The following is a 26,276-nucleotide window of genomic DNA, read 5'->3' on the forward strand; positions in this document are numbered from 1 at the left end:
TGATGCGGATTGGGCTTGGCTTGCTGCCGCGCTAGCCGATCTTCACTTAACCCCCTTGGGAGGCGCGCCGAACAGTCCGCACTCGCGGTTCGAATTACCCGTGCAGCGCACTCCCAGGAAGGACCCGCGACTTGGGTGGAAGCCCCCGTCCATCTTGGCACCCACGGCAAGGCCGTTGGGCGGCAACGGCTGACCGAACGCCACGAGTTGGTCCCGACACCATTTGTGAAAGTGGCGGACATGGACGCGGTCTGCCAATGCCTTGGCCTGCATGGTGGCGTGCAACTCGACCGCCAGCGGCTCGTTGTAGCAAAGGACGAGCACGGGCTTGTGCAGGTCCGTCGAGGCCTTGGCCAGGTACTCGGCGCGGTAGCCCAGGATCGTGGTCTTGCCAGAGCCTGCGACGCCGTGGATGACCCGGTGGCCGTCGCCCAGGCTGCGTGCCAGCTGTTCCTGCTGCAGGTCCATCACGCGCAGGAAGTCGGGAATCGTCGCCTTGTCGTCCGCATCGTCGAAGAGCGCGCCTTGCTCGGGGACGCGCACCTCGGGAAACAGGTTCCAACGCACCCGGTCGATTTGGGGTAACGACAGGGCGCCGCGCATCAACTGCGGAAACATGTCCCAGAGCCGGCTCTGGAAGGCCTCGGGCTCGGCGTCCTCCAGCATCTCATCGGAGCAGACAACCCGGTTCGGCTCGATCGCACTTCCAAGCCCGGCGGCGTCGAACTGCTTGCGCGTGATGCGGGTGAAAACGACGCTGTAGCTCCACGGGAAGGTGAGCATGCCCTGCCATTTGCCCTCGTGCTGAATCAGCTGCGCATCGCGCTTGAGGGCATCGACAACCTGCAGGGATTGATGTCGGGCTTGCTCGATCGGATTGGGAACGCTCTTGGGAACGCCATCGGGTGCGTTCAACCAGTCACCGCGGCTGGCTTTCTGGATGGTTTCCAGGCGCCAATCCTTGGTTTCGAGGATCAGCAACCCGCGACGCGGGTGCAGCACCACGAAGTCGGGATGGCATTGCTTGGGCCTGATCGGAACGTCAAACCACAGCAGGTAGTCTTCGTCGAGCTTCTGCTGCAGCCGCTCCGCCAAGCGGCGCTCGCCCGAGGTCATCCGCGCGACGCAGCTGCTCAACGCAGGGATCAGTGCAGCCATGGACGATACGGTCGCGTAGTAGGTTGACTGGGATAAGGCCAGGCCACAACCTCCCGTAACAGCTAGATACAGTCAACCATGTTCGCCCTGCGCCTCTGCGCAGCCCCGAGGCGAGGCTGGCACCGCATGATGACGCAGGCCTTGGCCAGCCACTCATCCGAGACACCCAGCTCAGCGTCATCGACTTGATCCAAGCCTTCGCATGCGGCTCGCTGCGCTTCGTTCGCGGCGCCAACATGGCTCGTCGACGATTTGGAGTGCTTCCCATCACCATCCAAGAAGTGGCCCGTAGGGCGCAAGAACGATGCGAGGCGACCGGGCCTCCACTCAATCGTCGCCGGGCAGACACTCCCCGCAAAGCGCTGCGGCGCCGTGCGCGCGTTCAATACCGCCTCGGATAGGAGCCGAGAAGCCGGAACTCCGCATGCTCCTCCAGCACTCCGGCTGCGATCGCAGCCCCCCAGATGATCCAGCCTGTCGCGGCCGGACCGGCACAGCAGTTGAAGGTCCGATGTGCTACAAGTGTGCTACAGTATGCGCAACTGCCAATGTCATGAGGTCCATCAACATGTCGACAACGACCATCCGCCTTGAAGATGAGCTCAAGGCCCGCATCGCGGCTGCGGCTGCGAGGTCGGGCAGGTCTTCGCATGCGTTCATCCTGGACGCGCTGTCCGACATGGTCGAGCGCAGCGAATTGGACGAGGAACTGCATCGAATCGCAGACAAGCGATGGGCTGCGTTGCAGCGCACTGGCGAATCGGTCGCCTGGGAGGATGCTGCGGCCTACCTGAAGGCACGCGCGGCCGGCCAGAAACCTCGCCGGCCTCTGGCGCGCAGGCCGGGGATCTGACCGGCCCATGGTCCGCATCGAGCTGGCGCCAGAGGTTCTGGACGACATCGACCGCTTCATCGACCATCTGGAACAGCACCAGGTCGCCGATGCAGCGAACCGGGTCGCGGAGATTCTCGAGGCCATCCAGATCCTTGCGCGCAGCCCGCTGATCGGCTGCCCCGTCGCAGGCGGAAAGCGCGAGCTGATCATCGGCAAGGGCAACCGCGGCTATGTGGCGCTGTACCGTTACCTCGCCGGGATCGAGACCGTCTTCATCCTGGCACTGCGAGCCCAGCGCGAGTCCGGGTTCAAGCACTGAAGGGCGGCCTGCCTGCGCCTCGACCTCGCGCTTCGAACGCCGCTCACCCTCCCCTCCCGCTCTCGCCTCGACCCAGGCGACGCACGACCGAGTCGAGATCCCACACACGGCGCGCGCGCCTCCCGGGATATTCAATATCTTCGAGGGTAGGAGCCGAGAAGCCGGAACTCCGCATGCTCCGCCAGCAACCTCGCGATCTCCGGCTGTGAGGCATGGCCCACGACGTCGATGACATAGCGGTGTCCATCCAGCGATCGCCTGCCCGGGCGTTCGTAGACGGCCAGGACCCGGGCCGATTTAGCGAGCGCCTGCAGCGATCGCTGAAAGCCCTCTTCGTCGACGGTCAGCAGCAGCGTCGTCTTGTCATGGCCGCTGGGTGCCGGGATCGCATGCCCCAGCACCCACCAGCGCGTCGTGTTGTGAGGCCCCTCCTCGATGCCGCTGACGATCGGCACGAGGCCATAGAGTCGGGCCGCGCCGGGCGGTCCCATGGCGGCCATGCCCGACGCTGCCCCTTCCGCCACCGACTTCGCCGCAGCGCCTCCGCTGGCCGCCGGCTGGCGTTCGACGTCTGGCATCTCCAAATCGAGCCAGGGCTCGACCTCCTCCAGCGCCACGGGGTGCGCCAGCACCGTGCGGATGTCCTCCTTGCGGGTGCCGGGCTTGACCAGCAGGCTGTAGCCCAGTGCCTTCGGGTACTCGCCCACCACATGCACGGTCTCAAGCGCCAGCACGTCGTCCAGATAGGGCGTGGCCCCGACCACCGACGTCGTGGCGGGCACGCAGGCCTTGGCGACGGTTTTCGCGCGCAGGGCCTTGAAGAGCGCCTGCCTGTCGAGCGCGACCAGGTTCGCGTCGCCGAACAGGTCCATGCAGGCCTGGTGGGTCCAGCTGCCTGCCGGTCCCAGGTAAGCGATCTGGGCGCTGGTGATCGAAGAGACGCCCATGGCAAGCGTGGCCATCGTGACGGCGCACAGGGAAAGGGTTTTCATGAGTTTGAACGGCACGGGCAACAACAACGGTGGAGAGAAGCGCACGGGTCTCCAGCGCACGCCGCATCGAGATCGCGGCGTTGGAGGCCTGCACGTCTTCACGACGGAGGCCGCAATGATCCAGACGGCGGGCGCGCTCGGCAACGCGTGCGCGGCATGCACTTTCTCGCACGCTGCCGTGCCCAGGATTGCGAGCGCCGCCGGCTACCACGTTGCGTGCTGCGCAAAACCGCGGCAAGACAGATGCGAAGGCAGCGCCGGCAGCAGCACCTCGCGAAGGCCACGCTTGCACGGAGCCCCGATCACGCGGCTGGCTGCAGCCCGAAAAGGGCGCTGGCGGACGGAGCAAGGAGAAAAGCACGATGCCTGGTTGGCACCCACGCGCCCTCCCCTCCGCAGCGATGACATGCTGAGTGGCCCGTCCGCCACTCCACAGGCCACAGGCGCGCTGTCAACCTCGCGATCACCGCGGCAAAAGCATCCGGCTGCCGGCAAGCCTCAAGGACCTCAGCCTTGAACCGCGCGCTGTGCTTGCGACGGGTCGCCCGCTTAACCACACCATCTATTGCATCCACATCATTCAGCGCGGACACGATGCCTGCCGACTCTCAGGCAATCAAGATGACTTCACCGTGCGCTTACATCGAATTGCACGAGGTCCTTACTCCGAGTGCTCGCGCGCATACACCCGCAGGCCATCGACGTTCAAGACGTCGATGCTTCCGTAGCGGATGTGAAGCAAGCCCGCCTCCTCCAACTCGTGCAGGGCGCGATGGGCGACCTGGCGGGAAATTCCGGCCAGCCGGCCAATCTCCTCCTGCGATATATGCAGGACTGGATGGGTCTGGGGGTTGAGTTGAGGATTAAAGAGTTCAGCCAGGCAGCCTGCCACGCGCGAACTGATGTCGTGCATCCGATAGCTCTCGGCCAGCGCAATGAATTGACCGAGCCTTGCGTTGAGCTGATCGATCATGAAATGGCAAAAGCTCAAGCTGTTGGCGACCAAGTAGTGAAAGGTCTGGCTCGGCATCAACGCAATGCGGGTGTCACGCAGCGCGACAACGCCGTAGGGACGCAACTCCCCCTTGAGCACGGAACCTTCCCCGAGCCAACCGCCATTGGTGACCCCGGTCAATGTGGTGCTTCGGCCGTCCGCCGACAGGACGTCCACTTTGACCATCCCTTCGACGATCCCGATCCAGTGCGTCGCCGCGCTTGATTTGCGGCAGACGATCTCACCAGCCGAATAAAAGCGGTCCTGCGTTTCCAGTTCGACGCGCTGAAGTTGCTCGCGCGTCAGTCCGCCGGCCCAAGCAGCCGCTCGCAACATCGAGATGGTCTGCGCGTGATTTGTCATCGGAAAGACTTTCTTCCTCGGCCTTAGTGCCTAGCATGCACTGCGCAGGCGACGGCCTGAGTCGTCTGAGTTTATGTGGCAGTACGAACAGGAGACAAATCATGAGAAACCCTCTATCGATGGCAGGCTACGCGCTGCTGAGCATTCCCATCCTGCTGACCGCCTGCGGAGGCGGAAGTGACAGGGCAGGCAACTGGCCGGTGCTGTTCCCGACACCGGCGCCAACGCAAACACCACCGCCGACACCAGTTGCGACGGCGCAGGAGAAGTGCTCGATCTTCGCCGGCGCTTCGCTTGCCGGCGCAGCGCTCAAAGAGGCGACGCTCGTCCCGGCGGCAGCAGGAGCCGCGGAGTACTGCAAGATCACGGGCACCCTGCACGGCACGCTCAACTTCGAAGTGCATCTGCCCACTGTGTGGAACAACAAGCTCCTGTATGCCGGCGGCGGCGGTTGGGACGGCAGCATCAGCATCACGCCCGTCTCACCAAGTGGGGCAACTGCCGGCTACGTACTCGTGGCCTCGGATGGCGGGCGCCAGGGTGACGGCTTGGACGCTTCAGTCTTTTTGAACAATCCCACGGCTCAGGCGGACTTCGGCTATCTCTCGATCCATTCGGTCAATGAGGTCACCAAGGAGATCGTTCGCAAGCGCTATGGCTCGGATGCCGAGTTCAGCTATTTCGAGGGCTGCTCTAACGGCGGCAGGGAGGCATTGATCCAGGCCACGCGCTTCCCGAACGACTTCGACGGCATCGTCGTGCGTGCGCCGGCCTACTCTTTCACCGAACTGTTCCAGGCCTTTGTTGCGAACGGAAAGGCGCTTGCCGCGCCGGGCGGGCAATTGAGCGATGCGAAGGTCTCGCTCATCGGCAAGACCGTCACCGCGCAGTGCGACGCGCTGGATGGTGTGTCCGATGGCATCGTGAGCAACCAGGAAGCCTGCACGTTCAACCCAGCAGTGTTGCGCTGCACGGCAGGCGATGCGGACACATGCCTGAGCGACCCACAGATCGCGACTGCCAACACAATCTACTCCGAACTCAAGCGCAAGGACGGGACGACCGTCTACCCCGGCTGGGGACCTGGCGGCGAAGACCAGGGCTGGCCCCTGTGGGTGACGGGCTCCGCCATAGGCGGCACCGGCCTCCAGTTCCAGTTCGGGAGCGGCCTCGTTAAGTACTGGGTCACGGGCGATCCTGCCTTCAATGTGCTTGGCTTCGATCCGGAGTTCTACTCCGCGGGACTGCGGCTCGCGGCCACCACGCTCGATGCGACGCCGGACCTTCGCTCCTTCTTCGGACAGGGCGGCAAGATGATCCTTGCCCATGGAACGAACGACTGGGCAATCAGCTACAAGGGCTCGATCAAGTACTTCACCGATGTAGCGACCGCGGTCGGCGGCGCATCCACGCGGGATGCCTCGATGGAGTTCTTCCTCCAGCCCGGCGTTCAGCATTGCGCCGGCGGTGTCGGTCCTGACACCGTCGACCTTGTGGACGCAGTCGCAAAGTGGCGAGAGAGGGGCACAAAGCCCTCCACTCAAAACATCGTGGCGACCAAGCTGGATTCGACGACCAAAGCTCCAATACTTGCGCGCCCCTTGTGCAAGTACCCGACCTTTCCGAAATACAAGGGCAGCGGCGACGTGAATTCGGCGGACAGCTACAGCTGCCAGAGTTCTTGAGCGTCTTCATTTGCTGAATTGGCCCCACTTTCCGTGTGTCCGGCCGCCGACTCGCGCGGCCGGTCTACGACGTGTGCGCGGACGCGCTCGACACGGAATCCGACAGCGCTTGCGCGGAACGGAACGCCTGCGAGGGACGCACGTCCTCCACATCAGCAGTTCGCGCGCCGGGCTCATCCATCGCCGTCCTGACCGAACTGGACCACTTGCCGCCGCGGCGCGGCATTCAGCGAAGCTCATCTTGGCTCTGATCACAGTGCTGGCAAGCGCGGAACGCCGGCCTCGGACCCGGGGTCAGCGACTTGCCCGGTCTATGATTTCAGGCCCACAAAAAATGGCCGGAGGAAAAGATGCCCACTTCGCCGGATGGACGTGCGATCGCGAAGCTCGCCTGGGAAGCCGCCTTCGAGCGGCTAGGCAATGCTTTGCGCCCTCCAGATGGATACCCTGAGCCGACGCAGGAGCAGTTGGCAGCTTGCTACTGGAATGCGCAAGCCAGGCTCGACCAGGTGCGGGTCACGTTCAACATCCAGCCGCCAAGATGAGTACGAAGCGCAAAGGCGCGACCGCCCCGCTCCGTCGGATCTCGGCCGATGTCGACGAGCCCGAGGTTGGAGGGTTCACGTAGCCTGCCAGGGCAGGCCGCGCATGCGCTCGCGCTTTTCTTCTTCGTCGAAATGCGCGAGCGAGGGCTTGATGAGGTCGCTGCGCGCCACGAGGCCGACCAGCGCGAGCGACTGCGCATCTTTCACGACCGGCAGCCGCTCCAACCGGAGGCGCGCGAGGCGCGTCGCCACCACGCGGCAGTTCTCGCCCGCGAGCGCGAACGGCAGCGGCGCCGAGCCTTCGCAGGCATCGCCCACCGTGCCCACGCTGAACGCCGCGAGCATAGCGCGGTCGGCCATGCCGATCACCGCGCTGCCGCGCAGCACCGGGTAGGCGCGATGCACCTGACCTTCGCCGAAATACTGCGCAAGCGCCTCGCCCACGGGCAGCGCGGCGTCGATGCTGCGCACCTCGCGCGTCATCACTTCCTCGACCGAATGGCGCTCCAGCGGATCGATGCCGTACTCGCGGTAGATGTGATAGCCGCGGCGCGCGATCTTCTCGGTGAGGATCGAGCGGCGCATCGTGAGCACGGTGAAGCCGTAGGCCACGGCGGAGGTGGTCAAGAGCGGCAGCAGCGCATTGCTGTCGTGCGTGAGCCCGAAGGCGAAGATGGTGGCGGTGAGCGGCGCGCGCATCACGCCGCCGAGCGTGGCGGCCATGCAGACCAGCGGCCACAGCATCGGGTCGTTGCCGGGCAGCACGTGCGAGAGCACCACGCCGAGGCCCGCGCCCATCATCAACAGCGGCGCCAGCACGCCGCCCGAGGTGCCCGAGCCCAGCGAGATGACCCAGATGATCGCCTTCACCGCGAGCAGCGCGGCCACCACGCCGAGCGCGAGGTGGTTGTGCAGCAGGTCGCCAATGACGTCGTAGCCCACGCCCAGCGCGCGCGGCTCGAAGTAGCCGCCGATGCCGACCGCCAAGCCACCGATGGCCGGCCACCACATCCAGTGGATCGGCAGCTTGCCGAAGAGGTCCTCCACCTTGTAGAGCGAGATCGAGAGTGACGCCGAGAGCATCCCGCACAGGAGGCCGGCAACGATGCAGGAGAGCATCGCGAGCGGACCGGGCACAGCGGTCTGCAGCGGGAACAGCGGACCCGCATCCATCAAGAGCGGCCGCGTGAAGCCCGCGACCGCGCAGGCCACGGCCACCGGCAAGAGGCTGCGCGGGCGCAGCTCGAACAGCAGCAGTTCGACCGCCAGCAGCACGGCGGCCACGGGCGTTCCGAACACGGCCGTCATACCGGCGGTGGCACCCGCCACCAGCAGCGCCTTGCGCTCGGCGGCGGTGAGGTGAAAGTACTGCGCGATCAGCGAGCCGATGGCGCCGCCCGTCATGATGATCGGCCCCTCGGCGCCGAACGGCCCGCCGCTGCCGATCACGATGCCCGAGGACAGCGGCTTGAGCAGCGCGACCTTCGGCGACATCTTGCTTTTGCCGAACAGGATCGCCTCGATCGCCTCGGGAATGCCGTGGCCGCGGATCTTGTCGGAGCCATAACGCGCGATCAACCCCACGATGAGCCCGCCGATCACCGGCACCGCGATGACCCAGGCGCCCAGCGTGTGCGTGGCCGGCGAGCGGTCGGCCAGCGAGAAGGTCTGGAAGAAAAAGAGGTTGGTGAAGAAGCGGATCAGGTCGAGCAGCACGCGCGCGGCCACGGTGCTGATGGCGCCGATGACGATGGCCATGGCGGTGATGCGCAGCAGGCGGGCATTGAGGGCGAAGTCGCCGCGCGGAGGATGAGAAGGTGTGGACATGGCGGTTCAAGAGGGTCGATCTGCAGCGTCTTTGACCGCGCCGTGCGACCCGGCCTACACGCTGGCAGCTTCTGCCTTCGGTCACGGGTGTACCCAAACATGAAGCAAACCAAATATATCACGTCATGATAGATGTGGAATCGACTCTCCACTGCCCCTGCTATGCGCCGCCTCTGCTTGCGAGTGCGACAACCTCGGCCAGGTAAGCAACCTGATCTTTGTGCAAGACAGCGAGTCTCTCCAGTTTTTTTCGCCCCGCGGCCAAGAGGTGGATTTCGACCTGTCGTCGGTCCGTGGTGCTGGGTCTGCGCTTCACGAGGCCGGCCTCCTCGCAACGCGAGACGAGCGCTACGACGCCGTGATGCTGGGCCTGCAGCCGCTCGGCGATCTCGCTGACCGTGGCCCATTCCCGTCCCGGGAATCCCTGGGTGTGCAGCATCAACTGATACTGGAGCACCGTGATGCCCTCGGCCCTCGCGGCGTCTTCGCTGAAGCGAAGAAAGCTGCGAAGCCTGAATCTGAAATCGGACAGCGCCTCCAGGTGCTGTTTTTCGATGCTTCCCCGTTGGCTGGCCATTGCATTTCCAAGTGATGTGCGAACGGAGGGCAATGTAGCAGCGCGGGCCCATGCTTCAGAGGGTTATTACTCACGATGTGATGTAATAAACCTCATAACATGACATACCTGTCCGCAGCCTGACCGGCGAACCGGCGATACCGCGCCGGCCTTTGCCTGCCATGTGCATTCCTTGGGTCCGTGCCGCTCTTCGAGTCACTGCGCGGGCCGCGATGTTGCTGTTCCTGTCCTTCCTTACCAATCCCATTCCCATTCGAGAGAGAGATTGCTTATGCAGATCAAGAGCCAGAAGACCTTCTTCTCGGGCGTCATGTTCACCTGCGTCGGTGCGGCCTTCGCCCTCGGCGCCACCAACTACAACGTGGGCAGCGCGGCGCGCATGGGCCCGGGCTACTTCCCGCTGATCATCGGCACGCTGCTCACGGTGCTGGGACTGGTGGTGATCTCCAGCGCGTTCACCATCAAGACCGCCGACGGCGAGCCAGTCGGAAAGATCGCATGGAAGCCGCTGGGCTTCATCATCGGCGCGAACCTGCTGTTCGGCATCCTTCTCGCGGGCCTGCACAGCTTCGGCCTGCCTGCGATGGGCCTGATCGTCGCGATCTATGCGCTTGTGGTCGTCGCCTGTATGGCGGGCGCGAACTTCTCCATGAAGCTCTCGTTGATCCTCGCAACGGTGCTCGCCATCGGCAGCTACCTGACCTTCATCGTGGGACTGAAGCTTCAGTTCCAGGTGTGGCCGACCTTCATCAGCGGTTGAGCGAGGAGCCGGAACCATGACCGACCTGATCAACAACCTCTCATTGGGCTTCGCCACGGCGGTGTCGCTGCAGAACATCATCTATGCCTTCATCGGCTGCCTGCTGGGCACGCTCATCGGCGTGCTGCCGGGCATCGGCCCCACGGCCACCATCGCCATGCTGCTGCCGGCAACCTATGCGCTGCCGCCCGTGGCCGCACTCATCATGCTCGCGGGCATCTACTACGGCTCGCAGTACGGTGGCTCGACCACGGCCATCCTGGTCAACCTGCCGGGCGAGTCGTCTTCCGTGGTCACCGTGATCGACGGGCACCAGATGGCCAAGCAGGGGCGCGGCGGGCCCGCGCTCGCGGCGGCTGGGCTGGGCTCGTTCTTCGCAGGTTGCGTGGGCACGTTGATCCTGGCGGCGTTCGCTCCGCCGCTGACCGAGATCGCCTTCAAGTTCGGCCCGGCCGAATACTTCTCGCTGATGATCCTCGGCCTCATCGGCGCGGTGGTGCTGGCGTCGGGCTCGCTGCTCAAGGCCATCTGCATGATCATGGTCGGGCTGCTGCTGGGCCTGGTGGGCACCGACGTGAACTCGGGCGTGGCGCGCTACAGCTTCGACATTCCCGAGCTCACCGACGGCCTGGGCTTCATCGCCATCGCCATGGGCGTGTTCGGCTACGGCGAGATCATTGCCAACCTCGCCCGCCCCGAGGACGAGCGCGAGGTGTTCACCGCCAAGGTCTCGGGCCTCATGCCCACCAAGGAAGATTTCAAGCGCATGTTCCCGGCGGTGCTGCGCGGCACCGCGCTCGGTTCGTCGCTGGGCATCCTGCCGGGCGGCGGCGCGCTGCTGTCGGCCTTTGCGGCCTACACGCTCGAGAAGAAGATCAAGCTCAAGCCGGGCGAGGTGCCCTTCGGCAAGGGCAACATCCGCGGCGTGGCCGGCCCCGAGGCGGCCAACAATGCGGGGGCGCAGACCTCCTTCATCCCGATGCTCACGCTGGGCATTCCGCCCAATCCGGTGATGGCGCTGATGGTCGGCGCCATGACCATCCACAACATCCAGCCCGGCCCGCAGGTGATGACCAGCAACCCCGAACTGTTCTGGGGCCTGATCGCCTCGATGTGGATCGGCAACCTGATGCTGGTGATCCTGAACCTGCCGCTCATCGGCCTGTGGATCAAGCTGCTGACCATTCCCTACAAGTGGCTCTTTCCGGCCATCGTGCTGTTCTGCGCCATCGGCGTGTACTCGACCAACAACAACGTGTTCGACATCTGGCTGGTGGCGATCTTCGGTGTCGTGGGCTACACCTTCATCAAGCTCGGTTGCGAGCCCGCGCCGCTGCTCCTGGGCCTGATCCTCGGGCCGATGATGGAAGAGAACCTGCGCCGTGCGCTCCTGCTGTCGCGCGGCGATTGGAGCGTGTTCGTGTCGCGGCCGATCTCCGCGGGACTGCTGATCGCGGCGGTGCTGCTGCTGCTGGTCGTGCTGCTGCCGTCCATCCGGTCGAAACGCGAAGAGGCGTTCGTGGAGGAGACCTAGATGCGCTTGTAGCGACTTGGTGTGGGCCGCCGCCTGCCGCCTTCATTCGCGCTTGCGTCCGCGAAACTCGACACCGTTCAGACGGCGCCGTGAGCCTCCACGTAGAGCGCATAGAGTGAATGGCTGCTCGCCATGTAGAGGCGATTGCGTTTCGGCCCGCCAAATTCCAGATTCGGGCAGCGCTCGGGCAGGCGGATGAAGCCGATCGGCTTGCCTTGCGAATTGAAGATCTTCACGCCGTCCATCTCCTCCGACCTGGCGGTCGGCAGGTAGGCCTTCATCCCACCACCGATGTCGCTGGGCTCGGTCGCCAGCGCACCCGTGTAGCCCCACCCGCACCAGAGATTGCCTTCACGGTCGACGCGAAAGCCGTCGAAGGCGCCCGGCCCGTCGGCATCGATCAGCTTGGTCTTGTTCGAAACGCCCGTGCCGTCCGGCGATACGTCGTAGCTCCAGATGCTGCGGTTCGGCGTGCCCTTCCACTCGACGACGTAGAGCTTCTTCTCGTCGGGCGAGAACGCCAGGCCATTCGGATTGACCAGATCGGTGATCACCGCGGTCAGCTTGCCGTCCTTCGCGATGCGGTAGACGTTGGTCGTCGCCTGCTCGGGCGCAGCCTTGAAGCCTTCCCACTCGCCGTTGATGCCGAAGGTGGGGTCGGTGAACCAGACGGTGTCGTCCGACTTGACGACGACGTCGTTCGGCGCATTGAGGCGTCTGCCTTCGTAGTTGTCGGCCAGCACCGTCATGCGCCCGTCCCTCTCGGTGCGAACCACGCGCCGCGTCACCGAGTGCTCGCAGGTGATCAGCCGCCCCTGGCGGTCACGGGTGTTGCCATTGGCGTAGTTGACGCCTGTCTTGTGCACGGTGAACTTGCCGGTCTTCTCGTCGTACTTCATCAACCGGTTGTTCGGGATGTCGCTCAGGAGCAGGTATCCATGCTCGGGAAAGTAGACAGGGCCCTCGGCCCAGCGCATGCCCGTGCCGAGCTGCTCCACCGTGCTGCTGTAGATCCGGTACTTGGCGAAGCTCGGGTCCAGGATCAGCACGGACGGATCGGGGTAGCGCTGGTTGGGTTTGAAATCGAAGGCTTGCGCACCGGCCAGGCCGCTGAGCGCCGCGGCACCCGCGCCCGCGGCGGTTCTCAGAAACTGGCGTCGTCGATCGTTGATTTCGTTCTGCATCGGAGGTCTCCTTGTGGGGTTGCGAAGATTCGATCAATCGGCCACCGCGCCCGACTTCTTCACCAGTTCGGCCCAGCGCGGAATTTCCCTGGCCATGAAGTCGCGCAGCTCTTCCGGTGTGCTGCCGACGATCTCCATCGCCAGCTGATCCGAGAGCCTGGCCCGCACGTCGGGCTGCTTGAGCGCCTTCACGATCTCGGCATTGAGGCGCTGCACGATCGGCGCGGGCGTGCCCTTGGGCGCATACACCGCCTGCCACGACGACATCTCGAAGCCGGGAATGCCGGACTCGATCATGGTCGGCAGCTCGGGCACCAGCGCGATGCGCTTGCCGGTGGTCACGGCGAGCAGCTTGAGCTTGCCGCTCTTGACCATCGGCAATGCGGCCGTCACCTGGTCGAACATGAAGGGCACCTGCCCTGCGGCCACGTCGGTCAGGGCCGGCGGCGTGCCCTTGTACGGTACGTGGGTGAGCTTCACGCCGATGAGATCGGCGAACATCTCGCCGGCCAGGTGGGTGGAAGTGCCGGCGCCGGAGGAGGCAAAGATGCGCTTGCTCTCGTCCTTCTTTAGCAGCGCCACCAATTCGGCCACCGAGTTCACGCCGAGCTGGCTGTTGACGATGAGCACATTGGGCAGGCGCGCGACCAGCGAGACGGGCTCGAAGTCCTTCATCGGGTCGTAGGGCAGCTTCTTGTAGAGGCTGGCGTTGATGGCGTGCGTGCTGATGGTCCCGCCGAAGAGCGTGTAGCCGTCGGGCGCGGCCCTGGCCACGTAGGCGGCGCCGATGCCGCCGGCCTGGCCGGGCTTGTTGTCGACCACCACCGACTGCTTGAGACTCTCGCCCAGCTTCTGGGCCAGCGTGCGGCCCACGATGTCGGTGGAGCCGCCCGGCGTGAAGGGCACGACGTAGACGATGGGCTTGGCGGCGGGCCATTCCGGGGCCTGAGACCAGGCAGCCACGGGGCCGAGCGCGGCCAGAAGCAGCGCGGCGGCGCGGCGGGTGAAACGCATGTTGTTGTCTCCTCGAGGTGGAAAGGGAATGGTGCTCAACGGCCCCTGGCTTGGCGCCACGCCGCGAAGTCGGTGCGGCTCCGTTCTTCCGTGGGCGGATACAGGCCGAGGATGGAGCGCCCCTCCATCACCATGTCCTGCACGAAGTCTTCGAACACCGTCATCTCGGTGGCCTCGGCGGCAAGCTCGTCGGCCAGGTGGGCGGGCAGCACGATCACGCCCTCTGCATCGCCCACGATCACGTCACCGGGGAACACGGGCGCATCGCCGCAGCCGATCGGCACGTTGATGTCGATGGCCTGGTGCAGCGTGAGATTGGTCGGTGCGCTCGCGCGGTGGTGGTAGGCCGCAAAGCCGAGCTTCGCGATGTCGGGGCTGTCGCGGAAACCGCCGTCGGTGACCACGCCAGCCACGCCGCGCTTCATGAGGCGCGTGACGAGAATGCCGCCCGCCGAGGCGGCACGCGCGTCCTTGCGGCTGTCGATCACCAGCACGGCGCCTTCGGGGCACTGCTCCACGGCTTGGCGCTGCGGGTGGTCACGGTCGAGGAAGACGCCGATCGGGTTCAGGTCCTCGCGTGCCGGCATGTAGCGCAGCGTGAAGGCCTCGCCCACCATGTTGGGCAGGCCGGGGTTAAGCGGCCGCACGTCCTGGATGAACTGGTTGCGCAGGCCGCGCTTGAACAGGGCGGTGCACAGGGTGGCGGTGCTCACCTTCATGAGCTGCTCGCGGGTGGCGGGATTCACGTGGGGTCTCCGTTCTCGGTCGAATTGATGGGGAAGGACTGGCGGATCAGAAGATGTCGGGCTCCGGCACGGGCTTGCCGAAGGTGGTCTCCAGGAAGTCGAAGTCGCAGCCTTCGTTGGCCTGCTTGATGTGGCGGGTGAACATCCATCCGTAGCCGCGCTCGTAGCGCGGCGGCGGCGGCGTCCACAGCGCCTTGCGGCTCGCGAGTTCGTCGTCGCTGATCTCCAGGTGGATGCGCCGCGCGGGCACGTCCACGGTGATGCGGTCGCCGGTCTTCACCAGCGCGAGGGGCCCGCCGATGGCGGCCTCGGGCGAACAGTGCAGCAGGCATCCGCCGTAGCTCGTGCCGCTCATGCGGGCATCGGACAGGCGCAGCATGTCCGTCACGCCCTGCCTGAGCAGCTTGGTCGGGATCGGCAGCATGCCCCACTCCGGCATGCCGGCACCGCGCGGCCCGGCATTGCGCAGCACGAGGATGTCGTCGCCCGTCACGTCGAGCGACGGGTCTTCCACCGCTTTCTTGAGCGCGGGATAGTCGTCGAACACCAGCGCACGGCCGCTGTGCTTCAGCAGGTGCAACGCGCAGGCACTGGGCTTGATCACCACGCCATCGGGCGCCAGGTTGCCGCGCAACACGGCCAGCGCACCTTCGGCGTAAATGGGGTTGGACAGCGGCCGGATCACGTCGTCGTTGTAGACCTCGGCGCCTTCGATGTTCTCGCCGAGGGTGCGACCGTTGACGGTGCGTGCATCGGTGCGCAGATGGCCGCGGATGCGCTCCAGCATCGCGGGCAGGCCGCCGGCGTAGAAGAAGTCCTCCATCAGGTAGGCGTCGCCGCTGGGCCGGATGTTGGCGATCACGGGCACGCGGCGGCTGAATGCGTCGAAGTCGTCAAGGCTTACCGCGTGGCCGGCGCGGCGCGACATCGCGATCAGGTGCACGACCGCATTGGTGCTGCAGCCCATGGCCATCGCACAGGCGATGCCGTTCTCGAAGTTGGCGCGCGTGAGCAGCTTGGCGGGTGAGAGGTCTTCCCACACCATCTCGACGATGCGGCGACCGCAGTCGGCGCTCATGCGGATGTGGTTGGCATCCGCCGCGGGAATGCTCGAGGCGCCGGGCAGCGTCAGGCCCACCGCCTCGGCAATGCCCATCATGGTGGCCGCCGTGCCCATGGTCATGCAGGTGCCCTGGCTGCGCGCGATGCCGGCTTCCATCTCGGCCCAGGCCTGCTCGCCCAGCCGGCCGGCCCGGCGCTCGTCCCAGTACTTGAAGGCATCGGAGCCCGAGCCCAGCACCTTGCCTTTCCAGTTGCCCCGCAGCATGGGGCCGGCGGGCAGGTAGATGAAGGGAACGCCCATGCTGAGCGCACCCATCACGAGGCCGGGCGTGGTCTTGTCGCAGCCGCCCATCAGCACCGCGCCGTCCACGGGGTGGCTGCGCAGCAGCTCTTCCGTTTCCATGGCGAGGAAGTTGCGATAGAGCATGCTGGTGGGCTTGACCATGCTCTCCGAGAGCGAGATCGCCGGCAGCTCGAGCGGAAAGCCGCCCGCCTGCAGGACGCCGCGCTTGACGTCGTCCACCCTCTGCTTGAAGTGTGAGTGGCACTGGTTGGCATCGCTCCAGGTGTTGACGATGGCGATCACCGGCTTGCCCATCCAGTCCGCATGGCTGTAGCCCATCTGCAGCACGCGCGAGCGATGGCCGAAGGAGCGGAAGTCGTCGGGCGCAAACCAGCGGGCGCTGCGCAGGGATTCGTAGGGGCGTTTCATCGGGGGTGACTCTAGGGTGCGCACCGTGCGCGCGCCCTTGTCGAGGGCAATTCCGACGATTAAAACACTAGTATATTAGTGCGTCAATGACACAATCGCCCGCAATGAGCGCCGCGCCAAAGATCCGAATCGACCGCACACGCCTTGCCGCGCCGCAAGTGCTGGAGAAGCTGCGCGAGGCCATCCTGTCGATCGAACTCGTTCCGGGGACCGTGCTCGCGCGGCAGGAGCTGGCCGACCGTTTCGGGGTGAGCCAGACCCCGGTGCGCGAGGCGCTTCTGCGCCTGAGCGAGGAAGGGCTGGTGGACGTGTACCCGCAGCATGCGACGCTGGTCAGCCGCATCGACATCGCCGCGGCGCGCGAGGCGCACTTCCTGCGCCGCTCCATTGAACTGGAGTTGGTCCACCAACTGGCGCAGCAGGAGTCGCAGGGATTGGTCGCGCAGCTGAAAGCCATCATCGCCCAGCAGGCGGCGCTGTCGGCGGGACAGCGCTACGGCGACTTCGTCGAGGCCGATCGTGCATTCCACCGGCTCATGTACGAGGCCGGCAACGTGCTCGGCCTGTGGGACCTCGTGGGCCGGGTGTCCGGCCACGTCGACCGGCTGCGCCGCCTGCACCTGCCCACCGCCGGCAAGACCGAGGCGATCCTGCGCGACCACCGCGCCATCGTTCGCGCCATCGAGTCGCAGGACCCGGCGGCCGCTCAGGCGGCGCTGCGCAAGCACCTGTCGGGAACGCTCAGTGCTGTGAACGAGATTTGTCGTCAGTACCCCGAGTACGTGATTTCCTGAGCCTTCAAAAGGCCGGCTCGACATTTCGCATGACGTGCCGGTTGACCAAGGCGCGTACCCGATACGCGAACCGGTTCAGCACCGCCCGCCCAGCGCACGCGCGTCGCAACTTCGAAGAGTTGACGCTCGACGGCACCAGCGAAGCGCGCGGCCCACGCGGCGCTCTGGTAGCCGGTGAGATGGCGGCGTGCATCGGCGAGCAGCGCGTCCAGCGGGCGCTCGTCGGCTTGCTGCGCCTGCGCATCCATCGGCGCGGCGCGCAGCTGATCGAGCGCCGTGGGGTTCCCCGCCGCGAGCCGGCCCAGCGAAAACGCCGACTGGTTGGCCGCCACGGCCACGCCATTGAGCTCGATCGCGTGCATCAGCGCCTCCAGGCTCAGCGGCACCAGGCCACGCTGCCACGCGTAGCCGGTCGCGACGATGGCAGCCGATGCCCGTGCGCGCGGTCGAGCCCTCGGGCACCTTGGTGCTGGTGTTGTGCGGACAGCCGGCGCAGAAGTACGGCAGGCGCTTGACGGCATCGCTCGCGTTGCCCAGCAGGTCGGGCGGCGTGAAATCGCGCACATGCTGCAGGTGGTCGCCGAGGTCGTGGTTGTCGGGGAAGTGCATACAAACGGTCTTCCGCAACCGAAGTTGCTCAGGGCGCGATAAAAGAGACTTGGCCTATGTGGCCACTTCTCAAGCGCAGCAAGCCTGCCGGATAACGGGGCTCCGCCAACTCTGACAGGGGCCTCGATCCGTAGAGTGGATGTGACCGCTCTTCGCATCCTGCGATTTCGTCATCTGCTGGAAGCCCATGATCTAGCTATCGACATAGCTGCGCGCCGCGATAGCCCCAGTCTGCCCACACCGCGTTTTCTTTGCCGTGCAACAAATCGCTCACCTGCTCCACGTCCGCCTCCGTTGGCCGCAGCGGTCTTGGTCGAACCGGGCGCCGAAATGATCGGGGCGTCCGCGTTTCCGACTTAACCATCACGTGCACCGGAGCTACGCCCCGCCGCGACAGTGGGCCACGGCTTCAACTGCCGCCTGGCTCCGACGATCGCTTGATCCGCGTCCGGAACTGCCTTGCGACCGGACTGTCATCCCAGACGACGGCCCTGCCATCGTCGACGGCCTGGCGTCCGTAGACGATCCATGCATCGCAGACGGTGCCGATGGGCTCGACCACCTCGAAGCGCTCTGCATGCGCCATCGCGAAGGAAGTGAAGACGATACCCGCGCTGTAGCGCCCTTCTGTCAGACCGGACTGGACCGCGAGCACCGTCGGCTCGTGGACGATGATCGGCCAAGCGGAAAGGTCGGCATAGCTCTGCGTGGCAGTCTGTACGCCCACCTTGCCAGCGCCCTCCCCGCTGCCCATGGACCGCACCAGCGCCATGGGCTGGCTGGGAGAAATGAAAGCGTCGACCACCACCATGGCCGTGCGATAGGTGCCCGTGATCTCGGCTGCAGCCGGATGCACAGCGCATTGAAGCAGGTAGTCCGCCTCCCCAGCGATCAGCGCGCGCGCACCGCTGTGGAAGTCGTCGAACAATACGATGCGGCAGGCCTGCGCAATGCCATGCGCGGCCAGGTACTGCTGGAGCACGAAGTGATGGTTGCTGCCCTCATGGCCCAACGTTGAAAAGATCAGCATGTGTTCGCCTTGGCGGTGGCCCATGACCGATGACAGTGGGTCGGTCTCGACGGCCATCTGATGGGGTTCGCGGCATGCGCGAGCGCCGGCAGAGCCGGAACTGGCGCTTGCTCGCGCGCAAAACGAGCGACTCATGCAGATGTCGAGGGCGCACCGATGATCTCATCCTCAAGCCGACATGTCTCCGTGATGATCAGTTCGTAGAGGGCACGCAGGAACGCCGGGCTCACGCCGTGCTCGGCGGCAAAGGCGGCTGCACGCTCCTGCACCACGCCGATGCGATGGGGCTGCATCATCGGAATCGCATGGTCGCGCTTGTGCAGTCCGATCCGGCAACAGCAATCGAGCCTGCGCCTCACGGTCTCGAGCAGCATTCTGTCCAAGCCGTCGAGTTCTTCGCGCAGCAACTGCAGGGTTCGTTGGGCGTCCCCGCCGCTGCCGGCATCGGCTGGGGTTGTGTCATGGACTGCAGCCGCGGTTTCCTGGTACCCGCTCGGGCGCCCTTGTTCTGAACTCATGGGTATCTCCTTATTCGAGCTTGATGCCTTGGCTCGCGATGATCTCGGTGAGCGTGGCCGTATCGGCCTTCACCCGGCGCACCAGCGCCTCGCCCGAAATGCCAGCGGCCTCATAGCCATGTTGGAAGAGTTTCCGCCGCACCTCGGGCAGGCGAATGACCTCCGAGAGAACCTGGGTCAGGCGCTGTACGATGGGAGCAGGCAGGCTGGCGGGTGCCGCCGCGGCGGTCCAGATCTCGAGTTCGAAATCCTTGAGGCCCGCTTCCTGCAAGGTCGGGTAGTCCGGCACGAGTTCGGAGCGACGCGCCGAGGTCACGCCGATCGCGCGCAGCTTTCCGGCCTTCACCTGCTCCTGGGCAAGGCCCGGCGGAAGGAGCGCCAGTTGCAGCTGCGCTCCGACCAGACCCGTGATGACCTGCGGATTGCCCTGGTAGGGTACATGCACGGCGCCGATGCCTGTACGGGCCTTCAGAAGCTCCATGCCGAGGTGGCCGATCGTGCCGATGCCAGGAGTGCCATAGCTCCACTTGCCCCCCGCGATGCGCGCCGCCTCGAGGAAGCTGCGGGGATCGGCCTTCGAGACCTCCGACGTCGTAGCGAGCACCAGTGGCGCTGTGCAGATGATGCTCAGCGGCACCAGGTCCTTCTGCGGATCGTAGGAGGTTGCCGGATTGAGGATCTTGGCGATCGTCATATTGCCGTTGATCAGAATGCCGACCGTGTGTCTGTCGGTGGACTTCGCGACGATGTCCGCCGCGATGTTGCCGCTGGCGCCTGGATGGTTCTCGACGATCACAGGCTGGCCCAGCGCCTTCGCCATCGGAGCGGCCAGGACGCGCGCCACGAAATCCGGCGACGAGCCGCCGCCGAAGCCGACGACCAGCCGCAACGGTCGCGTCGGCCAGTTCAGATCCGCTGGCTGGGCGCTCGGGGCACCCGCCGGGCCGGGACCGGAGCGATTCGTGCCTGGCGACTGCGCGCAGGCGATACCGATACAGGCGAATGCCCCGAAAAGACATAGCAGACGAGCGGCATGTGTTCGAAAAACCAAGAAGGACATGGCAAGACCTGATGAGAATTGAAAGGCAAGTCTTGCTTCCACAACGCGCCGAATCAACTCCTGCCTGGTGCGCAAAAAGGTCCGCAGGGCATCGTGGCTGCTAAGACCCGCCTTGCCCACGAGCGGGGCGAAGCCACAGCTCGTCGCGCTTGCTTGTCATGCAAGATCGTTGTCGCGCATCAGCGGTGCGCTGCCGCGTCTTCGCGGCGACTGGAGGTGTCGTGCTGTGGATTCAGTCGATCAGAACCCCCTCGGACGGCAGCCTCGACGCACCGACTCAGCGTAGTTGCCTCCATATCCGCAAGCCACGCCCCCCAATCGCCCCGAGCGCGCGCCGACATTGACCACCAAACCCGGGAGCGTCCTCGGCAAAACCGATGAAGCGGGGCGGCTGCGCGAAGCCCGCATCGCTGGGCAGCCGGTCGGCATTCGGCACCACCAGCTTTGCAGGCACCGACTTGGCAGCGCTCGATGGTTCTATCTGGTCTGGTACTGCGAAACCAGCACCCCGCACCTTCGTTGCTTCTGGAACTGCTGCAGCAAGCGATGAAAAATCATGAACCGAACCGAACTTTCTCCCGCAGCCGGAGAAGCAAGTAAGGATCGTTTTCTACGATCCGGTCCTCGTGCATTTCGGGCTCCAGCCCGCGGTCGATCCCGCACAGGCGGCCCCGCGGATGTCCACTGGCAGCCCCCACGAGCGATGGCCGCAGTTCGCCATCGGAAGCCCCTTCGACGGCAAGCCATTTCCAGTTTGCAAGGGCTGCCTGGTGAGCTTTCTGCGTCGCCGCATGCCGTGGTGGACGTCGCGTGGCGAGCCAGCTACGACCTGATCGGACCTTAATCAGGTCAACTCTCGCAATGAGCTTCGCAGGATCTTTCCAACGGGCGACTTCGGCAATTGGTCGCGAAAGAGAATCTGCCTCGGCACCTTGTAGGCCGCCAATTGGGTGCGGCAATAGTTTTCGATATCCGCAGTGTTCAGATCCGTATTCCTGACGACAACGAAGGCGCGGACAGCCTCCCCTGTCGCAGAATCCGGCACTCCAACCACAGCGGCTTCCACAATGCCTGGATGGCCTGCAAGTACGTCTTCGATCTCATTCGGATAAACATTGAACCCGGAGACCAAGATCATGTCCTTCTTGCGATCCACGATGCGAACGTAGCCATCGGACCCGACCAGGGCGATATCGCCTGTATGGAGCCAACCATCGACGAAAGCGTTGGCAGTCTCGCCGTCGGCGCGAAGATAGCCTGCACAGACTTGCGGTCCTCTGACCAGCAACTCTCCGCGCATCCCGGGGCCAAGGATCTTCCCGTCTGCGTCGACGATGCGCACCTCGCAACCTGGCACGGGCAGTCCGACAGTCCCGATGTGCGGTGCTTGCGTCGGGGGATTGCAAGACACGATGCAGGTCGTCTCCGTCATGCCGTAGCCCTCCAGAATGGGGCAGACAGATGCTTGCCAGGCTTGTGCCGTAGACGGGCGCAAGGCCGTTCCTCCGGAAAATGCAAAACGAAGCTTTGGGGGCTTTGCCTTGAACCACGGTTCGGCAAGGAGCCCGGCGTAGAGCGTGTCGACGCCCGACATCCATTCGATCTGGAAGTTCTCGAACGTGCTCTGAAGGCAAGAGACCGGGCGGGGATTGGGCACCAGCAGATTCCTGGCGCCCGCAACGTAGAACACCAGGAAGTTCACCATGAAGGCGAAGATGTGATAGAGCGGCAAGACCGTCAATATGGTCTCGCCGGAGCGAGGCCCATCGTAGGCATTGAGAAAGTCTCCTGTCATTCGCAGCGTCGCAAGAATGTTCTGATGCGTGATGACGGCCCCTTTGCTGCGGCCTGTCGTTCCACCTGTGTACTGATACAGGGCAATCGGATGATCTCGCCTCGAGACCTTGCCGAGTGCCAGTCCTCTGGAAAGCGCCTCGGACATGCGCGTGGAAGGCATGGCGGGTGTCGAGCCGGCCGGGGCTGCGGCGGCGAGCTTTTCGCGCACCATCGTGGCGACGGGCTCGTCAAAGAAATCCCACATGCTTGCGGTCAGCAAATTGATGCCCAGTGTCGCTGCCACGGGCCCCGCCGCTTGCAGGAACAGATCTGACGCCAGAAGCATCTGCGCACCAGAGTCCTTCAGTTGCAGATGCAGTTCTCGCTCGGTGTACATCGGATTGACGTTCGTCACGATCAGTCCGGCCTTCCAGGCACCGAACACGGCGATGGGGTAGTGCAGGCTGGTCGGCAACTGGATGGCAACAACCTGCCCTGGTGCGAGGCCGGCCTCATGAACCAGATATGCGGCGAAGGCGTCCGACAGCGCATCGACTTCCTTGAAGCTGCGTGCCACGCTGATCTCGCCGGGGAGGACGAAGCAGAACGCCGCACGATCCTGGTGTTGGCTGGCCGCTTGTGAGCTGAGCGCCGCCGCGTTGGTCGGCAGGCTCGAAAGGTCGACGCGATAGTTGCGCAGAACCGGTGGGTAGGCCTTGTCCCAGGCAACGGACGGGGCGTTGTTCATTTGTCGTCTCCACTTTTGTGTTTTGGGCTTTGCGGTTTTCGCAAAGCTTGTGCGCAAGAGCCTTGCGAAGGCGTGAGGCTGACGTCGTCACGCGATCGAATCGATCGGCCGCCACCGCCGACAGGGTTTGATGACTCGGACGCGCACGCAAAGAGCCAGCGATACGCTGCAAAGCGTCCGAAGTCTTCCTCTCAGGCTTTTTCCTTGAAAGCCGGCAACTTGTCGGCGAGGCGCTTGCCCATTTCGCCGCCCAGGGCCTGCAGGCCGCTCATCGGGCGAACCATCACCTCGAACTCCACGATCTGGCCCTGGTCGTCAAAGCGGATGAGGTCGATGCCTTTCAGTTTCTTGTCTCCAATGCGAGCGCTGAATTCCAGTACGACGTCCAGCCCGTCGTCGCTTGCCAATTGCCGGTGATATTCGAAATCTTCGAACACCTGGATGACTGTGGACAGCGCCAGGATCAGCGCGGGCGCCGAGGTGTACGCCGAGATGGCCATGGGCGAACGGAACACCGCGTCCGGGTGGACGATGGTGTGGAGTTCACCAAGGTCGTTGTGGGCAATCATGCGATGCCAGAGATCCAGAGATCGAGCGACTGCAGGGTGGACGTTTTTCGGGGGCTGTGACATGTGATGCTCCTTGCTGATAGTGAAACAAAAACGAGCCGTCGAGAGCGGCGCTCGTCAGATGCGGATGCCCAATCGGGCTCCCTGGAGAATGGCCTGCTTCGCGTCCAATTCGAGAGCCACATCGGCCCCTCCGATGAGATGGACGATGAGCCCCTTCGCCGTGAGGGCGTCATGCAAGTCTCGCAAGGGCTCCTGGCCTGCGCAGACCACCACGTTGTCAACCTTCAGCACCTGGGCCTCGCCGTTCACGCTCACGTGCAGTCCCTCGTCATCGATGCGGTCGTAGGACACGCCGGAACTCATTGCGACTTGGCGTACCTTCAGTGAAGTCCGATGAATCCAGCCTGTGGTCTTTCCCAGCTGCTCTCCTACCTTGGTGGGCTTTCGCTGCAGCAGGTGCATGCGGCGTGCAGGAGATTCGACCTGCGGCCGGCGCAGTCCGCCCGCCTGCGTGTAGGCCGTGTCGACGCCCCATTCCTCGAAGAACTTGGTCGGGGCGACGGCACCGCTGTCACCGGCGTGCGTGAGGTACTCGCAGACATCGAAGCCGATGCCCCCGGCACCGATCACGGCGACCGACTCTCCCACCGGCTTTTCGTCGCGCAGGACATCCAGGTAGCTCAGGACCATCGGGTGATCGATGCCGCTGATTTGCGGCGCACGCGGGCGAACGCCCGTGGCGAGCACGACCTCGTCGAAGCCCGCGCCGGCAAGCTCGCTTGCGCCGACCCGCGTACCGAGCTTCAACGTCACCTGTTGCAGTTCGAGTTGGCGCCGGAAATAGCGCAGCGTTTCGTGGAACTCCTCCTTGCCTGGCACCTTCTTCGCAATGTTGAGTTGGCCGCCGATCTCGCTGGCCGCATCGAAGAGCGTCACTTCGTGGCCGCGTTGAGCCGCCGTCACGGAGAAACTCAGTCCTGCCGGACCAGCGCCCACAACAGCGACACGCTTGCGCGTTGGAGCCGGCTCGATGACAAGCTCCGTCTCGTGGCAAGCACGCGGATTGACCAGGCAGGAGGTGATCTTCCCGCCGAATGTATGGTCCAGGCAGGCCTGGTTGCAGCCGATGCAGGTGTTGATCTCGTCGGCGCGCCCTTGCCGTGCCTTCCGTACGAAATCGGCGTCGGCGAGCAATGGGCGCGCCATGGACACCATGTCGCAATAGCCTTGCGCAAGCAGTCGTTCGGCCACTTCGGGCGTGTTGATGCGGTTGGATGTGACCAGAGGGATTCCCACTTTCCCCATGACCCGCTTCGTCACCCAGGCATAGGCCGCGCGCGGAACCTTGGTTGCAATCGTGGGAATGCGCGCTTCATGCCAGCCGATGCCGCTGTTGAGGATCGTCGCGCCTGCCGCCTCGACGGCCTGCGCCAGCAGGATGACTTCTTCCAGCGTGGAACCGTCTTCCACCAGGTCCAGCATCGACAGCCTGTAGATGATGATGAAGTTCTGCCCCACGCGTTCGCGCGTCCGGCGCACGATCTCGACGGCGAAGCGCATGCGGTTGGTGTAGTCGCCGCCCCATTCATCATCGCGATGGTTGGTGCGTGCAGCGATGAACTCGTTGATGAGGTAGCCCTCGGACCCCATGATTTCCACGCCGTCATAGCCTGCATGTTGGGCAAGGGCGGCACAGCGCACGAAATCGCCGATGGTTTGCTCGACCTCTTCCGAGGTCAGGGCATGAGGCGTAAATGAGTTGATGGGCGCCCGCAGTGCGCTGGGGGCAACCAGGTCGGGGTGGTAGGCGTATCGCCCGAAATGCAGGATCTGCATCGCGATCTTGCCGCCCTCTTCATGTACCGCCCGCGTGACTGTGCGGTGATGTTCGGCTTCTTCTTCGTTCACGAGCATGGCCCCGCCTTTCATGGGCCGTCCACGCTCGTTCGGAGCGATGCCTCCGGTCACGATCAGCCCCACCTCGCCGCGCGCGCGCTCGGCATAGAAGGCTGCCATGCGCTCGAATCCGTTGGCGGCCTCCTCCAGCCCGACGTGCATGGATCCCATGAGTACACGGTTACGCAACGTGGTGAAGCCCAGGTCGAGCGGCGCGGACAAGTGGGGGAAGTGATTCACGGGCGCCTCTTTATGCAACTGGTTGCATGAATGTAATCGCACTTCCATGTTTATGCAACTGGTTGCATAGAAGGCGCTGGCCGTTGCTGAAGCAATTGGGGCAAGATGCAGCGCTCGACGCTGACCGCTCCTGATCTTTACGCCCGATGTCCTTGCCTCATGCCTTGCTCACTACGCTGGCCGAACACCCGTGCTCAGGCTCCGAACTTGCCGAACGTTTCGGCCGGTCGATCGGGTATTTCTGGCATGCCACCCATCAACAGATTTATCGCGAACTCGCTCGCCTGGAAGAGGCTGGCTGGGTCGAAGCGCTTGAGCCAGAAACCGGAAGAGGACGAAAGCGGCAGTACCGACTCCTTTCGGCCGGCCGCAAGGAATTGCGGCGATGGGTCGCCCAGCAGGAAGATCCCCGGCCGCTGCGCGACGAGATGATGGTCCGCCTGCGCGCGGAGGCCGCTATAGGTCCCTGTGGGCTGCAAAAAGAGATGGAGAGACGTCAGGCAATGCACCAGGAAAAGCTCGACCTCTACAAGCGCCTGGAACAGAAGGACTTTCTCGGCAAGCCTCCTAGCCGGGAGCGGCGCTTGCAGCACCTGGTGCTCAGGGCAGGGATTCTGCACGAGGAGCTTTGGCTTGAGGTCTCGCGGGAAGCGCTGGCTATCCTTGCATTGCCTGAATAGGACCACTCAAATCTCAAAAGGTGCCACAGGGCTCGTGGGCCTTCGG

General features: G+C 64.6%; 23 protein-coding genes and 1 pseudogene. 8 read left to right on the top strand and 16 right to left on the bottom strand.

All coding sequences use genetic code 11. The features are described 5' to 3' along the window. Positions 1-168: 168 nt before the first annotated feature. A pseudogene (locus J2W23_RS06365) lies at positions 169-1,158 on the bottom strand (NERD domain-containing protein); the annotation flags it as partial. Positions 1,159-1,726: 568 nt separating this feature from the next. Here J2W23_RS06365 and J2W23_RS06370 point away from each other — a divergent pair. Together J2W23_RS06370 and J2W23_RS06375 are read left to right on the top strand one after the other, a co-directional pair. Continuing rightward, the gene (locus tag J2W23_RS06370; protein WP_307648111.1) at positions 1,727-2,011 is read left to right on the top strand and encodes a ribbon-helix-helix protein, CopG family; all 285 of its coding nucleotides are present in this window, start codon (positions 1,727-1,729) and stop codon (positions 2,009-2,011) included. Positions 2,012-2,018: 7 nt separating this feature from the next. Then, positions 2,019-2,312 (top strand): type II toxin-antitoxin system RelE/ParE family toxin, encoded by a 294-nt coding sequence (locus J2W23_RS06375; protein ID WP_307648112.1) that lies wholly within the window; start codon positions 2,019-2,021, stop codon positions 2,310-2,312. A gap of 131 nt (positions 2,313-2,443) precedes the next feature. On the opposite strand, the gene J2W23_RS06380 is transcribed toward J2W23_RS06375, so the two are convergent. Further along, positions 2,444-3,304, bottom strand: a complete 861-nt coding sequence (locus J2W23_RS06380; protein ID WP_307648113.1) for a prephenate dehydratase — start codon at positions 3,302-3,304, stop codon at positions 2,444-2,446. Between the two features lie 661 nt (positions 3,305-3,965). Next, the gene (locus J2W23_RS06385) at positions 3,966-4,661 is read right to left on the bottom strand and encodes a Crp/Fnr family transcriptional regulator (protein ID WP_307648114.1); all 696 of its coding nucleotides are present in this window, start codon (positions 4,659-4,661) and stop codon (positions 3,966-3,968) included. Positions 4,662-4,762: 101 nt separating this feature from the next. Between J2W23_RS06385 and J2W23_RS06390 the strand changes: the two genes are divergently transcribed. Beyond that, the gene (locus J2W23_RS06390; RefSeq protein ID WP_307648115.1) at positions 4,763-6,346 is read left to right on the top strand and encodes a tannase/feruloyl esterase family alpha/beta hydrolase; all 1,584 of its coding nucleotides are present in this window, start codon (positions 4,763-4,765) and stop codon (positions 6,344-6,346) included. Between the two features lie 350 nt (positions 6,347-6,696). Beyond that, a complete protein-coding gene (locus J2W23_RS06395; RefSeq protein ID WP_307648116.1) occupies positions 6,697-6,891 on the top strand; it encodes a hypothetical protein in 195 nt (64 codons plus the stop codon). Positions 6,892-6,966: 75 nt separating this feature from the next. Here the strand turns inward: J2W23_RS06395 and J2W23_RS06400 are convergent, their stop codons facing one another. Both J2W23_RS06400 and J2W23_RS06405 read right to left on the bottom strand, forming a co-directional pair. Continuing rightward, on the bottom strand, positions 6,967-8,718 hold the full coding sequence (locus J2W23_RS06400) for a chloride channel protein (RefSeq protein ID WP_307648117.1): 1,752 nt from the start codon (positions 8,716-8,718) through the stop codon (positions 6,967-6,969). A gap of 160 nt (positions 8,719-8,878) precedes the next feature. Then, positions 8,879-9,295, bottom strand: a complete 417-nt coding sequence (locus J2W23_RS06405) for a MarR family winged helix-turn-helix transcriptional regulator (RefSeq protein ID WP_307648118.1) — start codon at positions 9,293-9,295, stop codon at positions 8,879-8,881. Positions 9,296-9,566: 271 nt separating this feature from the next. Here J2W23_RS06405 and J2W23_RS06410 point away from each other — a divergent pair, with 271 nt between their 5' ends. Together J2W23_RS06410 and J2W23_RS06415 are read left to right on the top strand one after the other, a co-directional pair. Continuing rightward, complete coding sequence (locus J2W23_RS06410) at positions 9,567-10,055, top strand: tripartite tricarboxylate transporter TctB family protein (RefSeq protein ID WP_307648119.1); 489 nt, start codon at positions 9,567-9,569, stop codon at positions 10,053-10,055. Positions 10,056-10,071: 16 nt separating this feature from the next. Further along, complete coding sequence (locus tag J2W23_RS06415) at positions 10,072-11,589, top strand: tripartite tricarboxylate transporter permease (protein WP_176656875.1); 1,518 nt, start codon at positions 10,072-10,074, stop codon at positions 11,587-11,589. Positions 11,590-11,666: 77 nt separating this feature from the next. On the opposite strand, the gene J2W23_RS06420 is transcribed toward J2W23_RS06415, so the two are convergent. From J2W23_RS06420 to araD, 4 genes are read right to left on the bottom strand one after another with little or no spacing between them, the layout of a single operon-like run. Beyond that, complete coding sequence (locus tag J2W23_RS06420; RefSeq protein WP_307648120.1) at positions 11,667-12,773, bottom strand: SMP-30/gluconolactonase/LRE family protein; 1,107 nt, start codon at positions 12,771-12,773, stop codon at positions 11,667-11,669. 33 nt (positions 12,774-12,806) lie between these two features. Next, positions 12,807-13,787: a Bug family tripartite tricarboxylate transporter substrate binding protein gene (locus J2W23_RS06425; protein WP_307648121.1), complete on the bottom strand. Its 981-nt coding sequence runs from the start codon at positions 13,785-13,787 to the stop codon at positions 12,807-12,809. A 35-nt stretch (positions 13,788-13,822) separates the two neighbouring features. Then, a complete protein-coding gene (locus J2W23_RS06430; RefSeq protein ID WP_307648122.1) occupies positions 13,823-14,533 on the bottom strand; it encodes a ribonuclease activity regulator RraA in 711 nt (236 codons plus the stop codon). 46 nt (positions 14,534-14,579) lie between these two features. Further along, a complete protein-coding gene (araD, locus tag J2W23_RS06435) occupies positions 14,580-16,307 on the bottom strand; it encodes an L-arabinonate dehydratase (RefSeq protein ID WP_307648123.1) in 1,728 nt (575 codons plus the stop codon). 104 nt (positions 16,308-16,411) lie between these two features. Between araD and J2W23_RS06440 the strand changes: the two genes are divergently transcribed. Further along, complete coding sequence (locus J2W23_RS06440) at positions 16,412-17,101, top strand: GntR family transcriptional regulator (RefSeq protein ID WP_307648124.1); 690 nt, start codon at positions 16,412-16,414, stop codon at positions 17,099-17,101. Here the strand turns inward: J2W23_RS06440 and J2W23_RS06445 are convergent. The 7 genes from J2W23_RS06445 to J2W23_RS06475 all read right to left on the bottom strand — a co-directional run bounded on the left by J2W23_RS06445 (position 17,074) and on the right by J2W23_RS06475 (position 25,550). After that, on the bottom strand, positions 17,074-17,463 hold the full coding sequence (locus J2W23_RS06445) for a hypothetical protein (RefSeq protein ID WP_307648513.1): 390 nt from the start codon (positions 17,461-17,463) through the stop codon (positions 17,074-17,076). The genes J2W23_RS06440 and J2W23_RS06445 overlap by 28 nt on opposite strands. A 656-nt stretch (positions 17,464-18,119) precedes the next feature. Further along, complete coding sequence (locus J2W23_RS06450) at positions 18,120-18,740, bottom strand: hypothetical protein (RefSeq protein WP_307648125.1); 621 nt, start codon at positions 18,738-18,740, stop codon at positions 18,120-18,122. A gap of 131 nt (positions 18,741-18,871) precedes the next feature. Beyond that, positions 18,872-19,258 (bottom strand): chorismate mutase family protein, encoded by a 387-nt coding sequence (locus tag J2W23_RS06455; protein WP_307648126.1) that lies wholly within the window; start codon positions 19,256-19,258, stop codon positions 18,872-18,874. A 10-nt stretch (positions 19,259-19,268) separates the two neighbouring features. Next, complete coding sequence (locus J2W23_RS06460; protein WP_176656867.1) at positions 19,269-20,318, bottom strand: Bug family tripartite tricarboxylate transporter substrate binding protein; 1,050 nt, start codon at positions 20,316-20,318, stop codon at positions 19,269-19,271. A gap of 844 nt (positions 20,319-21,162) precedes the next feature. Continuing rightward, positions 21,163-22,842 (bottom strand): AMP-binding protein, encoded by a 1,680-nt coding sequence (locus tag J2W23_RS06465; RefSeq protein WP_307648127.1) that lies wholly within the window; start codon positions 22,840-22,842, stop codon positions 21,163-21,165. Positions 22,843-23,033: 191 nt separating this feature from the next. Beyond that, entirely contained in the window at positions 23,034-23,474 is a 441-nt protein-coding gene (locus J2W23_RS06470) for a nuclear transport factor 2 family protein (protein WP_176656865.1), read from the bottom strand. Between the two features lie 54 nt (positions 23,475-23,528). Then, on the bottom strand, positions 23,529-25,550 hold the full coding sequence (locus tag J2W23_RS06475) for an NADPH-dependent 2,4-dienoyl-CoA reductase (protein ID WP_307648128.1): 2,022 nt from the start codon (positions 25,548-25,550) through the stop codon (positions 23,529-23,531). Positions 25,551-25,696: 146 nt separating this feature from the next. Between J2W23_RS06475 and J2W23_RS06480 the strand changes: the two genes are divergently transcribed. Further along, positions 25,697-26,230, top strand: a complete 534-nt coding sequence (locus tag J2W23_RS06480; protein WP_176656863.1) for a PadR family transcriptional regulator — start codon at positions 25,697-25,699, stop codon at positions 26,228-26,230. Positions 26,231-26,276: the final 46 nt, after the last annotated feature.

Source organism: Variovorax boronicumulans (genome assembly GCF_030812215.1).
GTDB lineage: Bacteria > Pseudomonadota > Gammaproteobacteria > Burkholderiales > Burkholderiaceae_C > Variovorax > Variovorax boronicumulans_C.

What these genes read in the sequence shown, in the direction of transcription:
- J2W23_RS06400 (WP_307648117.1), bottom strand. Translation starts at nt 8,718, where the DNA reads ATGTCCACACCTTCTCATCCTCCGCGCGGCGACTTCGCCCTCAATGCC.
- J2W23_RS06465 (WP_307648127.1), bottom strand. Translation starts at nt 22,842, where the DNA reads ATGAACAACGCCCCGTCCGTTGCCTGGGACAAGGCCTACCCACCGGTT.
- J2W23_RS06375 (WP_307648112.1), top strand. Translation starts at nt 2,019, where the DNA reads ATGGTCCGCATCGAGCTGGCGCCAGAGGTTCTGGACGACATCGACCGC.
- J2W23_RS06395 (WP_307648116.1), top strand. Translation starts at nt 6,697, where the DNA reads ATGCCCACTTCGCCGGATGGACGTGCGATCGCGAAGCTCGCCTGGGAA.
- J2W23_RS06420 (WP_307648120.1), bottom strand. Translation starts at nt 12,773, where the DNA reads ATGCAGAACGAAATCAACGATCGACGACGCCAGTTTCTGAGAACCGCC.
- J2W23_RS06440 (WP_307648124.1), top strand. Translation starts at nt 16,412, where the DNA reads ATGAGCGCCGCGCCAAAGATCCGAATCGACCGCACACGCCTTGCCGCG.
- J2W23_RS06380 (WP_307648113.1), bottom strand. Translation starts at nt 3,304, where the DNA reads ATGAAAACCCTTTCCCTGTGCGCCGTCACGATGGCCACGCTTGCCATG.
- J2W23_RS06385 (WP_307648114.1), bottom strand. Translation starts at nt 4,661, where the DNA reads ATGACAAATCACGCGCAGACCATCTCGATGTTGCGAGCGGCTGCTTGG.
- J2W23_RS06415 (WP_176656875.1), top strand. Translation starts at nt 10,072, where the DNA reads ATGACCGACCTGATCAACAACCTCTCATTGGGCTTCGCCACGGCGGTG.
- J2W23_RS06425 (WP_307648121.1), bottom strand. Translation starts at nt 13,787, where the DNA reads ATGCGTTTCACCCGCCGCGCCGCCGCGCTGCTTCTGGCCGCGCTCGGC.
- J2W23_RS06445 (WP_307648513.1), bottom strand. Translation starts at nt 17,463, where the DNA reads ATGCACGCGATCGAGCTCAATGGCGTGGCCGTGGCGGCCAACCAGTCG.
- araD (WP_307648123.1), bottom strand. Translation starts at nt 16,307, where the DNA reads ATGAAACGCCCCTACGAATCCCTGCGCAGCGCCCGCTGGTTTGCGCCC.
- J2W23_RS06410 (WP_307648119.1), top strand. Translation starts at nt 9,567, where the DNA reads ATGCAGATCAAGAGCCAGAAGACCTTCTTCTCGGGCGTCATGTTCACC.
- J2W23_RS06390 (WP_307648115.1), top strand. Translation starts at nt 4,763, where the DNA reads ATGAGAAACCCTCTATCGATGGCAGGCTACGCGCTGCTGAGCATTCCC.
- J2W23_RS06450 (WP_307648125.1), bottom strand. Translation starts at nt 18,740, where the DNA reads ATGCTGATCTTTTCAACGTTGGGCCATGAGGGCAGCAACCATCACTTC.
- J2W23_RS06470 (WP_176656865.1), bottom strand. Translation starts at nt 23,474, where the DNA reads ATGTCACAGCCCCCGAAAAACGTCCACCCTGCAGTCGCTCGATCTCTG.
- J2W23_RS06460 (WP_176656867.1), bottom strand. Translation starts at nt 20,318, where the DNA reads ATGTCCTTCTTGGTTTTTCGAACACATGCCGCTCGTCTGCTATGTCTT.
- J2W23_RS06480 (WP_176656863.1), top strand. Translation starts at nt 25,697, where the DNA reads ATGTCCTTGCCTCATGCCTTGCTCACTACGCTGGCCGAACACCCGTGC.
- J2W23_RS06370 (WP_307648111.1), top strand. Translation starts at nt 1,727, where the DNA reads ATGTCGACAACGACCATCCGCCTTGAAGATGAGCTCAAGGCCCGCATC.
- J2W23_RS06405 (WP_307648118.1), bottom strand. Translation starts at nt 9,295, where the DNA reads ATGGCCAGCCAACGGGGAAGCATCGAAAAACAGCACCTGGAGGCGCTG.
- J2W23_RS06455 (WP_307648126.1), bottom strand. Translation starts at nt 19,258, where the DNA reads ATGAGTTCAGAACAAGGGCGCCCGAGCGGGTACCAGGAAACCGCGGCT.